This is a genomic window from Ruminococcus sp. NATIVEDY161 (genome assembly GCF_045819895.1).
Lineage (GTDB): Bacteria > Bacillota > Clostridia > Oscillospirales > Acutalibacteraceae > Ruminococcoides.
The window spans coordinates 797,002-809,345 of the sequence record NZ_CP162392.1; the positions used below are offsets into that span (position 1 = coordinate 797,002).

A 12,344-nucleotide genomic window follows, 5' to 3' on the forward strand; every position below is an offset into this window, starting at 1 on the left:
CGATGATTTTTGTCAGTGTTCTCTTTTTGTCGTACTCCTTTTCTCTTTAATATTATTTTTTCTGTTCTTTATTACAACTGCTGCAAGCAGTATTACAAAGGTAATTGAAGCTAAAGCCGCGACAGGTATCACTCCGCCCGCACCTGTTACAGCGAGCTCTACGGGCTTATCCACCATTTTAAGCATCAAAACATTCTCGCCGCCCGAGGTTATTGTTCCATCTGCGTTTACGGTAAATTCGATATCAGGCGCTTTCATATATCCGAAGGGAGCCTGCTTTTCGCGCAGGATATAGGTGCCCTGCGGAATCTGAGCGGTGTGATAGTCTTCGCCTGTTAACCATTCCTCGAGCACGTTCTCCTCGTTGCCCTTCTCGATAATCTGCAGCACCGCGTCGGTGACGAACTCATCGTCCTCGTCCACCTTGGCGATACGCACATCATAGCGCTTATCGGTGTTGGTGTATGTGATCGTGATATCGTCGTCCTTTTGCACGGTGATGGCGGAGGTGGTAAGCTGGCGGTCGGTCACGGTGTTTTTATCGGTCAGCGGTGCGACTCTGTCGGTTCCGCTGATGGTATACGACGCAGTGTAGTTGCACGCCTGTTCGCTGACGGTGTATTCCGCTCCTACGGGCAGGTCGCTGAACGTTACGCTGTCGCCGTGTTTGAGCGTAAGGGTCAGGTTGACCGTACCGTTTTGGTCGGTGGTGAACTGCGTGCCGTCCGAGAGCGTATAGACCGCGTTTTTGTCGAGCTTGCTCATGGCGATGTTGAACGCGAATTCATTATCGGTCGTCGTTTTGCCGTTGATGAGCTTTTTGAGCGTGAAGCTTCCTGTCTCGCGCTCCGTCTCGGGGATCTTTTTGTTGTTGAAAACGACGTGAGCTGTGTCTCCCACGGTGAGAGTTCCGCTCTGTTCAGGCTTGTCGCAGGTGTACAGCGAGTTTTCGGCCTCGGTGACGGTGTAGGTCTCTACCGTGCCGGGAAGACCGGTTATGCTTACGGTCTCGTCATGCTTTAGGTAAGCCGTTGCAGTTCCGCCCGTGAAGATAAGGTCGCCGAACAAGCCGTTGATGTCCGCGTGCAGATCAACGTTAAAGGTGAACACACGGTCAAGGTCTTCCGCGTCGAGCTCTCCGTTATCATAATGCAGGACATGCTTTGTGATATCAAAGCTCTTCTTTGGCTTGATATTATTGGTCACGGTAAAGGTGACGTCGCTGTTATTTTCGGTCAGAGTGCCTGAGGGCGAATATCTGGTATCGAAAACGCCCTGATAATTCTCCTCCTGCTCGGTGACGGTATACGTTACACCGCGCGGGATGTTGGTAAAGGTCATCTGTTCGCCTGCCTTGAGGGTCACGTCCGCTGTGCCGTTGGTGAATTTTGTATAGCCGAATACCTTTTTGCCCTCAACGCCTGCGCCCGTCAGTTTGACGTTGAAGTGGTAATCCATACCGGCGAGGTCGTATTCGGGATAGTCCGACGCATTGCCCGTGAGCACCTTTTTGAGGGTGAGCGAGCAGGTGTCGGTAATTGTACGGGTGTTGGTTATGGTCGCGCTGTTCTGTCTGGGGTAGTTGATAACGGTGTAGCCTGTACTGTTATCAAGGTCGCACTTGAAGCCGGGGATAGGCTCCTCCCAAATGTAGTAGGTCGCCGGGACGTTGAACACCTTCATCTTATACGTCCAGGTTCCGTCGCCGTTATCGATCCACTTGCTGTCTTCGCTGCCCGTGCCGTCATACATTACGCTGTTGGTGGTCTGAGAGAATGTCACGGTATTGGTATTGGTATTAGTATCGGAGTCGCCCGGGTCACCCAAGGCGATGTCCGATTTAAAATCAATAGCTGCGGATATATCGGGTCTGCCCGCGGCTAACATCTCAGGTTTTTTCACCGTCTGTATTTCGGGAGCGGCTTGGCTGTTTTCTGCGCTGCTGTCACCGAAAACGGCGCTGACGAGCTTGTTGATAAGTCCGCCCAGTACATTATTCAGAGTGGCTCCAACCGGCTCGGAGTCCTTGTTACCGGTCGGCGGAACATATTTTTTATATGTGTTATATGTGAAGTAGCCGGGCTCATCGGTTCCCTTATCCACACGGGCGTAGGTTTTATCTGTATATGATTGGTCATATGTCGTGCCCGCTCCGCCTTTGAGAACCTTACAATCGCAAAACATAGAATCAGAGGAATTTACATTTTCGGTAGTCCACAGGCCGCCGACATAAACAGTTTCCAATTTACTGCAATCGCGGAACATCCATCTCATATTCGTCACACTGCCGGTTTTCCAGCCGCTGAGGTCGAGGGTGGTCAGTAACTTGCAATGGGTGAACATCTCATCCATAGTAGTCACGCTGCCGGTGTCCCAGCCGCTGACTTCGAGATTGAGCAGACTGATGCATTCGCGGAACATCGATGACATATCGGTCACACTGCCGGTGTCCCAGCCGCTGACGTCGAGGTAGGACAGATTTTCGCAAAAATCGAACATATAACGCATACTGGTCACACTGCCGGTGTTCCAGCGGCTGACGTCGAGGGTATTAAGATTGATGCAATTGCCGAACATGCCATACATACTGGTCACACTGCCGGTGTCCCAGCCGCTGACGTCGAGGGAGGTCAGACTGCAGCAACCGGCGAACATGGAACTCATATCTTTCACGCTGCCGGTGTCAAAGCCGCTGACGTCGAGGTCGGGCAGACTGCTGCAATTGAAGAACATCATCCTCATAGTCGTCACACTGCCGGTGTCAAAGCCGCTGACGTCGAGATCGGTCAGACTACTGCAACCGTTGAACATGAAAGCCATATCGGTCACTTTGCCGGTTTTCCAGCCGCTGAGGTCGAGGGAGGTCAGACTGCGGCAACCGCTGAACGTGGATTCCATATTGGTCACACTGCCGGTGTTCCAGCCGCTGACGTCGAGACCGGTCAGACTACTGCAACCGTCGAACATGGAACTCATATTCGTCACGCTGCCGGTTTTCCAGCCGCTGACATTGAGATTGGTCAGACTGCTGCAACCTTTGAACATGCTATTCATATCGGTCACACTGCCGGTTTCCCAGCCGCTGAGGTTGAGTGTGGTAAGATTGCTGCAAGAGGAGAACATGCCACTCATATTGGTTACTTTGCCGGTGTCCCAGCCGCTGAGTTCGAGGGTGGTCAGACTGCTGCAACCTTTGAACATGCTATTCATATTGGTCACACTGCCGGTGTCCCAGCCGCTGACGTCGAGATCGGTCAGACTACTGCAACCGCTGAACATTGACCTCATATCGGTCACGTTACTTGTATCAAAGCCGCTTAGATCGACACTAACCAATGATGATGTACCCGCGAACAGAGCATAGCTGTCATCGGGCAAATGTGCCGTGGCGGCGTCCGACCACCAGTACGCATCCGTGCCGCCTTCTTTCCACACATAAATCGACGCGCGGGTTTTTTGGTCGTCTACCCTTACCGCGCCCTTCGGGAGCGTGGAGATGGTATAGGGTCCCTGTGCTTTTTTGAAGGTCGTCGCGTTAATTAAATTACTTCGCAGAGTGGAGTCTGATCGCACATACGCATCAGGCATTGGGATACTGATGACAGGCTCCTTCGTGTCCACATGAACAACGGGTATCGGCAGATCCGACGAATCGGTAATGTGGTTGCCGTCGGCGTCGAGCCAGCGCTTGGTGATGGTGATTTCGCCCTCATACGCGCGTGTATTCGGAACGCCGAAGCAGTCGGCGTACAGACCGCTGTGCCAGTCGGAGGGCATCTTCTTCAGCCCGCTGACGGTTACCTCACCTGCGCTGCTGACAGTAACTGTCCGCACGGTGGGGTCAAGCTGATAGTGCTCCGGCGCCTTTGTCTCCTGCAGGGTGTAATGACCTGGCTCGAGCCCCTTGAAGGTCGCGATACCTTCCTCAGCCAAATCTGCTGCGCTCACCGCGGTCATGTCAACGGGCGTGCCGTAGTCCGAGGTACCCTTGAGTGTGAACTCCGCGCCACTTAGCAGGGCGTTATTGAGCGGGTCGTATTTGACCAGACGGAAGTTATGCAGCGGCTCGTTGAGGATAACGGAATAGCCGTTCTCGGTCGGCTTCACCTCAACGGGCGAACCGTCCTTAATCTGATAGAGCGTAACGATACCGTACTTGTCGCACACGACGGAATATTCTTCTGTAGAAATAATATAGCCGTCCGCCGTCTTGGTCTCAGTCAGCTTGTAGGTGCCCCATTCAATATCGGTAATGGTGACAACGCCGCCGTTCTGCGACGTGCCGTATTTGAGGACAGAATTGCCGTAATTGGAAACGCCCTCGAGCTTAAACTCCGCACCCGTGAGCGGGGCGGTATCGGTGGTGCCGTCAATATTACCCTTCTTCAGAAACTCCAGATCGCCGTGAACACGCGGCGGGTTTCCGATCATATAGGGCTTGTCTTCCGCGCTGCCGTTTATTTTTACATCTCCGTTCTTATCGACCGTAACGGTGAAAACGGTATCGTTGAGGAAGAAGTCGCTGTTCGTCCCGGTTTCCTTTAAGGTGTATGTACCCCTCTCCAGATTTCGGCGGGTGATCCTGCCGGTTTCATCTGTATAGAGCGTCTCATTGACCTTGGTGCCGTAGACGGACGTACCGCTGAGGTTGAACTTTATACCGGGCACGACTACATTATGATCCTCACTGCTGACCTTCAACAGCTCCAAATCGGCGACGATCTTCAAGGTGATCTCGGTGTAATCCTGGTGGATCAACTGCTCGCCGGATGCACTGTCGGTCTCAACGTTGATGGTATTGTTGTTCAGATAGATATTGTTGAACGCCCTCGGGGTAGTCTCGTTGCTGTCAATGCCGTGCGGCGCACGCATATAGACAGTGAACTGTGCACCGGTATTGACAGGCATCACATAGGGGGTGTTGTCCTTCGCGGTACGCATATCGACCGCGATCGCTTTGACGGAGGATAGATCGTCTTTAAAGCTGTCGCTGCGCGTCCAGACAGAGGTATCGGAAAGGTCTTTATGAGCTTCATCAATAACCAGCCCACTGACCGTGGAATAGTAGACCTTCGGTGCGATGCCGAGTCTCTCAAGCTGGTGGGTATCCACACTTTGGAAGATACCGCGCCATTCGGACGTCTTTCCGGCGTCCTTGCCCGATACGACCTCGTAGTTCTCAAGCGAGTCGAAGGCAATCAGCTCTGACGCCTTGGAGTGGTCGTCGGTCGCGAAGCGGACGTTGTAATAGTAATTGTTATCATTATAAGTGACCGCGGACTGCGAATAGCTTGTATCATCAGTGCCGCGCACCTTCTTCTCAAGTCCGAGATTGGTGGCTACCAGCAGCGACGCGTCGTGGGCGTCCTCTGTATACAGAAAGCGCTTGCTGTCGCCCGCGGAGAGGTCGAGGTTCTGCATCAGCTCCGCCTCTTTGATATCCGGCATCTGAGAGGAGGTTTTGCCGTCGGTTATGCTGCTGTTGCCCGTTTCATAGGCAACAGTGTTCAAAAGCTTTGTGCCGTAGTCGGCGATCGCTTCCCACGGATGAACGGTGGAGTAGACGAGGCGGTAGCTGTCCGCGCTCTCATTGATCGCGATTTTCAGCATCGTCCGCCCCGAATTACGGTAGTTATCATCCACGGTGACGGTGTATTTCCAGTTTTCCAGCTTTGTGCTGCCGGCATAGACCGACAGTGAATCCTTCTTGTATACAGCGCCGTCCGGCAGCAGGTCGTAAAAAACGCCCGACTGCTGAGGAATGGGATAAGTGCCTTCGTTGTCGCGGTAGCTCTCGGACATGGAGACGTTCCATGTAACGGTATATTCCCTTTTCTTGTCACTGTTGGTGGCGCCCACGAAAGATTTTTTCAGCAAGCTGCTCTTGTTCTTTCCCGTAATGTAGTCATCGGCGCTGCGCGTGAAGCTGATGATGGTGCTGCTTGACTGACTGATCTTCGAGGCGGAGGTGTTTTTCAGGCAGAGCTTCGATACGCTGTTTTCACCGATGGCGGAGTCTGCATATTTGTCCACCGTATCGGAATGCTTCAGCTTTACATAGGGATATGCGCCAAGCAAGGTGTACCAGTGGGCGTTAGTGGTCTTAAGACAGAAGCCCGTGACGTTTCCACGGAAGAAAAGGTTCGTGCCGCCTGTTTTTTTCGTGTCGACGATGTCCTCTGCGGCGTCGGTAAAGTCGTACTGCCCGGTGTAGGGCGTGTAATCCGCAATCTCGATATAGTCTCCGCTGCCGCCGACTTCGGCGTAGACGGTGATCACGTCGTCCGGAGAGAGGGAGCTCTGCGTATCGAAGTCCTTTGACTCTTCGTTATACGTCGCTATGACGGTGTAGTAATACAGGGTAAGCTTCTCAAACTCATAGTCGTCGGCAGTCAGCTTCTTGTCGCTGTATTCCTCATCGGAGATTTCTTTGAGATAGAAGGTGTTGTCGCTGAGCGTATAGGTGACCGGATTCTGACCGTAGTATCTGCCGGGGTCGGCAGCTGCCTGATCGAGGGTGACGTCGTCGGGCAGCGTCCACGGATAGGCGTAGCCGTATACGTCGGTATAATATTTCAGATTGCCGATCGTCGCGCTGTCATCCTGATTGAACTCCAGCAGCGAATAATCGCGGATATAGTCAGAGTTATACACATATCTATCCGAGACATCATAGCCGTTCTTTGTGGAATAGAAGTGACCGCTCGGATGCTCAAAACGCGGAGCTTGCTTATAATATGTCGCGCGGCTCGTGAGGGTGGATGTGGAATCGACCATGTCGGCGGGCTGTAACGTGACAGAAACGGAATTGTTCAGCGAATAGCGACCGTTTTGCTCAAGAAGCTCGTCATAGGTGGATTTTTTGTGCGCCGTCAGCACATATACGGTCATATACTCGGAACGTGAATTCGTGATCGTGAGAGAGCGCTGATAGGTTTTTTCGTCCGCCCCCCTGTCCCTGTAGCCTAACAGCATCGCGTCTTTCTCATTGAAGGTGTCGCTGAACGTAAGATTGTATGGCTGGGTAGCGTCTGCCTCCGTATTGATCGTCCAGATCAGATACTCATAGTCGTTGGGATTTTCGGGCTTGACCGTGTTGCCCCACGCGTCGTTCCATGCGGTATATGCCGAGTAGGGATTCAATTTTTCGACTTTCCTCAATGTGGCGGTGGTGTCGATGTATACGGGAACCTTCTGTGTTTCGCGGGAGCAATGAGCCGAACCGTTATCAATCACGATTGTCGCTTGGAACGGATTGGATCCGCCATTTTCGTTGTATGAGTCTTCTGACAGATAGTCGGCGTAATCAAAAGTCGGCTTAGTTGTCTTATAGCTGACTTCGATATATCCGCTCTGCGCGGCGCTGCAGGAGCGACGGTTGAAGATGACGAGCTTCTCACCGTCCTCCTTGTAGACAAACAGATTGCTGTCCGGCAGATCATCCTCCGTGTATTCGGGGATCGGCAGCTCGTAGCTATCGGCGAAATTGCCGTCCCTGTCGCACAAAATAGACTTCGGAATCGTGATCTGTATCTGATTCTTCTCGTATTCACCGACTCCCGAGAAGGCGTAGAAGATGCGATAGGTGAAGCTGTGACCGGAATTGCTGTTCTCCGCCGTCCACACATAGTCGCCGTCGCTGTTGAGCACTGCTCCGCTGCGGACTACCGCACGGAAATCGTTAAGCTCGATATCCTGCTGAGCGCTGTCGTCGGTACCGCGCAGGTGCAGGAGCGCTCTGGGCGCAGCAAGCTCCTCTTCACTGACCTTGCCCGTCAGCTGGTCGGAGTATGTTCCGATCTCCTCGCCGTCAACGTCCTTCATTTTATTGGAATCATCGATTGTGATACCCTCGAAGGTCTGCCTCGGCTCGTAGCTCTTTGACGGGATACCGACGTAGCTGCCGTCTGAAGCGTCAACCAAGCCGCCCGATTCACTGACAAACACTTCTTCATACGTAGGTTTGCCGAGCGCGCTGTCACTCGACGCTTTGCCCTGCGATGCCGCAGCCGCCTGCATGACTGTGATCGGATTAGAGCTGATCAATAATACACTGATCATCACAATAGAGAAAATGCTTTTCAACATCATTCTTTCCCTCCATTCATTAGTTTAAAAACAATATTCGTTATCCGTTAAAGTTATTATCCTGCTTTTTCAAATGCATAATACAATATCTGCGGCGGAACTCACGCGGTGTTACGCCGTATCTATCCTTAAATATAGTCCCGAATTTTGTATGTGTAGCATAACCGACACGCTGAGCTATTTCTCCGATCGAGTAATCGGTTTCGCGCAGCATTTCCTCAGCACGCTCCATACGCACTTTTATTTGATATTCCTTTATTTCGTAACCGTACACGCTAAAAAAATACTTATTAAGCGTGGTACCGCTTATTTTAAATTTTTCAGCAAAACGCTTGGTTGTCCATGGCTCGTCATAGCGTTTTGTTAAACAGTTCATAATCTCCTCTGCAATTTTCAGCTGAGATTTTTTTACTAACCTGCGGCTTCCCGAATTTGAAGTGCTGATATCATCTATATAACGCAATCCAACTTCAATCGCTTTTATCAAAATCATGTCCTGACTCTCGTTTGAGAAGCACATGCCTAAAAGGGTCTCCACCGCACGGCGAGTCAAGTTTGACTGTCGGAAATAAAACAGGGAATCCTTTTTTTCTTTATTCAAGCCCAATTTTCCCACTTTATCTTTCAAAAGCGAATAAATACTATCACCCTTAGGCATTTTATCTAAATATAATACAGTTACCAAGCCGAGATAATCAGACGAAACATCAAGAAACGGATAATCGTCTAATCTCCGTTCTGCAACTCCATCGCGAGGATTAAGCACCTTGATGCAGTTGTCTTTCTTATGCTTGTATGTACCCGATAAGCATACGGCAGAAAGAATAAAGTGACCCCGTGATAAATTATTCATTATCAGTCTTTTTACTTCCTCTTGTATTCCGCACATTATATTACAGGCAAAGATATAAACTCCTTCAAAAGGACAATACACAACTATTCTTCCGCCGTTTTTCAGCGATATCTCAAGCCTGCGGTTATCCTTATCGTTAATTACATCGTTATATGTCAAATACTCAATACCTCCCAATATATTACACGATAACAATGAATGTGCTTGCAATTTCTTATATTGTAGATAATAGCACTATTTTAATACTTTTTCTATCCCGATTGTCAATTTTTATTCCATCTGCATAATGATTTGTAAAATTTTCTTATTATTTTGGCTTTATTCGAAAAAAAATCAGTACAAAAGGACATGATATAATTGTCTTGTCTCGTTTTCAATTTTCAAAATTATCGTTTCGCTGATTTCTGTGATGTCTGCACCTGCAACGTGCGCTCGTAGAATCACCCTATTGCTTAACATGACAGTGTTTCGGCGGCAAATGTATTTCTTTTGGTTTTTCTGCTTTTAGCACAAAAACACGAGAGGTGATGAAACCTCCCGCAAACGGTAAATCATTTAATTGACATCATAGCCACATTCCGACAAAAGGATTGTGCACCGATAAAATTTCATTTACAACCCAAACTACTGTCATTTCTTCACCCTGAAATTATCCGAGTAACAGCCCGCGTATTCCTTTGAGTCAAAAGTAATCTTGACGGGCTGATAGTACACAAAATCTTTGACGTTCGACTTTCTTAAGCAGCCATGAGATCACCCCTCACACAGCCCCTCATAATAGGTTTTCTCACTATCGGAGATTATTATATTCTCATTTGATAATCTAACAGGAATGCTGATAAAAAATTCTTTACACCGTTGAATGCTGATTTGATTTTTTTCTGTTGTCAAAATCGCACTGCCGAGCTTCCGCGCGATTGCCGCCGTAACAGATTCTTCAAAAAACAGCCAATCATGTGCGCCGTTCCCTGAACGGGAACGCTCAACAGCTAACGGTATATCGAATTGTCTTCACACGGTTCTGACAGCGGTGACATCATCTTTCCGGTTTCCCTGCCGATAAATAAGGATTTGAACAACGCTATTTTCTTTTCGGGCGATGCGTATTTATTGAACGCAGGCTCTTCGCGTTTTGCATTTTCAAGCCAAGCTTCAACCGGGCAGATAAAAGAACAGCCGTGCTCATTCTCGAAGAGCACAGCTGTCCTGTTGGTTATCATATCTGTTTCGGTTTTGATAAAGCGATATTCTTTTCCGTTAATGATAGCTTTTTCGTTCATAGCTATTCCTTACTTAGATAACTTTTGACGGTTCCGTTCAATAATCGTATCGATGTTGTCAATGATAAAATGCTGGGCGTTGAGGTTATAGAATACACCCTTGTAAGGTGTGCCGTACTGATTCACTCTTTCCTCGGTGGTAATTCCAAGGTTTTGACCTTCGCTTGTTGGACGCTTTCTCGCATTGTTGTTTACAACGATATTGGTCAACATACCGATTTCCACCAGCCATTCGGTGATTTCCTTGCTTTTGATCTCTTTTACATACAGCGTATTTATCAGGGCATTAATACGCTTTGTTACTTCGGTAATTGAAATCGGTCTTTCCGAGTATTCATAATTTGCAAGCTGTTCAACAGTAATGCCGAACTCCGCCCTATCCGGCATCTCCACCTTGAATTTGCCTTTGTTGTCAACAATTTGTTTCAGGATACCCGATGTATAAAACAAACACCTTGATATTCTAACATTATTAACGACATCATTCTCAGCGACTTCTTCATTGGTCAGCGGATTGACGCCGTTGGCGAGCTTTTCCAAATACATCTGCGCTCTGGCAATGGTTTCGATTTCGGTCATCTGATTTCACCCCTCTTAATCCTTTAAGCACCCAATCGGAATAACAAATACTCCGTCTCCTCGTTTGTATCCGTACTGCGTGCCGGTTATGACGATTTTCAGATCAGGTAATCTGAGAGGGCACTGTTTTTCCCGTTCGTTATAAACGTTAATCAGATTCTCAATTTCGACCAAATGCTCGGCGCCTTTTTCGATTTCATTTGAACCGAGTTTAAACTCTAACAGGGCGTAGCGCCCGTCATCCAAATGAAGAACGCCGTCCGCCTCCAAGCCGTACCGATCATGGTAATATGACATCTCGCCGTACATAGAGGAAGAGTATATTTTCAAATCCCTGATGCACAATGACTCAAACAGGAAACCAAGCGTTTTGAAATCTGTATTAAAGTAATCCGGAGATAAACCCATCGCTGCAACAGCAATAGAAGGATCTATCAAATTTCTTTTCTTGGAAGAACGAATGACCGTTTTTGAACGGATAGCGGGACACCACGCACTGATATCATCGATGATGAACAGCTTTTCAAGCGCATGGATATAATCATAAATGGTTGGATTGCTGATATCATAGTTGGCTTTAACATCACCGAAAACGGTTTTGGATTCAGCGAGCGTACAAATGTTTCTGCTGTATGATTGCAGGATTGCCCTCGCCCAGTTGGCGTTTCTCTTCGTTCCGTCTATATTGGAAATATCAACCGAGTAGGTCTGTCGATACAGATCCTTTGCTATCTCTAACTTGGAACGAACCGTCTTGTTCATCAGCGCCTGAGGCCAGCCGCCCCGGCATATTGCAAAGATGATATCATCGATTGTCATCTGCGACTCACAACCGTCAAACGTTTTGGGATGATTGAACAACTCCATCAGCGAGACGGTTCCGTTGGATTCTTCGCTCTCATACAAACTCATGGGGTACATTTGAAGCTGGCTGATACGAAGCGTCCCGGTATGTGCGGTTTGAATGTCACGCGATGAGGAACCGGTCAGTATATACTGACCGTTAAGCCCGGTGTCATCAATATCTTTTCGAATGGTTCCCCATAGCTTTGGAGCATCCTGCCATTCATCAAAAAGGCGGGGCTTCTCCCCAATCAGCAGCTTTTTGGGAGCAGCCTGTGCGACTGCTAAAAGATTATCACGCACCTCTTCGTCCTGAAATTCGACAAAGCTTTTTGCTTTTTGCTTGGCAGAAGTCGTCTTGCCGCAGCCTTTGGGTCCTTTGATCAGTGTTGCGCCGAATGACTCCAGCTTGAGATCAAGAAGACTGTCTACGATTCTCTTTTTATAATCCTTTTTATCCATAGCATCCTCCATGGTTAATATCATATCCATTATAACGCTTTATACTATCCTTGTAAAGATATTTTAATATATTCTACTAAATTAATTTAAGATATCTGAGATAAAGCGTTTAATACATTTGAGATAAATAATTTAAGAAATATGACAATATAGGATTTTTTCATCTTCTATGAAAAAAGAATTGAACAGCTCGCTAAAAACTCAGGGGGACAGTCTTGCGTTCCTTTCCCCTGAGCGAT

Annotated in this window: 6 protein-coding genes; all 6 read right to left on the reverse strand. The window is 48.6% G+C overall.

Annotation, left to right across the window (positions count from 1 at the left end; all coding sequences use genetic code 11):
- Positions 1-12: 12 nt before the first annotated feature.
- A complete protein-coding gene (locus AB1I50_RS03835; protein WP_407724929.1) occupies positions 13-8,091 on the reverse strand; it encodes a BspA family leucine-rich repeat surface protein in 8,079 nt (2,692 codons plus the stop codon).
- 37 nt (positions 8,092-8,128) lie between these two features.
- A complete protein-coding gene (locus AB1I50_RS03840; RefSeq protein WP_407724930.1) occupies positions 8,129-9,100 on the reverse strand; it encodes a helix-turn-helix domain-containing protein in 972 nt (323 codons plus the stop codon).
- A 594-nt stretch (positions 9,101-9,694) separates the two neighbouring features.
- The gene (locus AB1I50_RS03845; RefSeq protein WP_407725316.1) at positions 9,695-9,940 is read right to left on the reverse strand and encodes a TOTE conflict system archaeo-eukaryotic primase domain-containing protein; all 246 of its coding nucleotides are present in this window, start codon (positions 9,938-9,940) and stop codon (positions 9,695-9,697) included.
- The gene (locus AB1I50_RS03850) at positions 9,931-10,221 is read right to left on the reverse strand and encodes a hypothetical protein (protein ID WP_407724931.1); all 291 of its coding nucleotides are present in this window, start codon (positions 10,219-10,221) and stop codon (positions 9,931-9,933) included. The genes AB1I50_RS03845 and AB1I50_RS03850 overlap by 10 nt, the downstream gene beginning before the upstream one ends.
- A 9-nt stretch (positions 10,222-10,230) precedes the next feature.
- Entirely contained in the window at positions 10,231-10,800 is a 570-nt protein-coding gene (locus tag AB1I50_RS03855) for a hypothetical protein (RefSeq protein ID WP_407724932.1), read from the reverse strand.
- A gap of 15 nt (positions 10,801-10,815) precedes the next feature.
- Positions 10,816-12,105, reverse strand: a complete 1,290-nt coding sequence (locus AB1I50_RS03860; protein ID WP_407724933.1) for an ATP-binding protein — start codon at positions 12,103-12,105, stop codon at positions 10,816-10,818.
- Between the last annotated feature and the right edge of the window lie 239 nt (positions 12,106-12,344).

What these genes read in the sequence shown, in the direction of transcription:
- AB1I50_RS03855 (WP_407724932.1), bottom strand. Translation starts at nt 10,800, where the DNA reads ATGACCGAAATCGAAACCATTGCCAGAGCGCAGATGTATTTGGAAAAG.
- AB1I50_RS03850 (WP_407724931.1), bottom strand. Translation starts at nt 10,221, where the DNA reads ATGAACGAAAAAGCTATCATTAACGGAAAAGAATATCGCTTTATCAAA.
- AB1I50_RS03860 (WP_407724933.1), bottom strand. Translation starts at nt 12,105, where the DNA reads ATGGATAAAAAGGATTATAAAAAGAGAATCGTAGACAGTCTTCTTGAT.
- AB1I50_RS03835 (WP_407724929.1), bottom strand. Translation starts at nt 8,091, where the DNA reads ATGATGTTGAAAAGCATTTTCTCTATTGTGATGATCAGTGTATTATTG.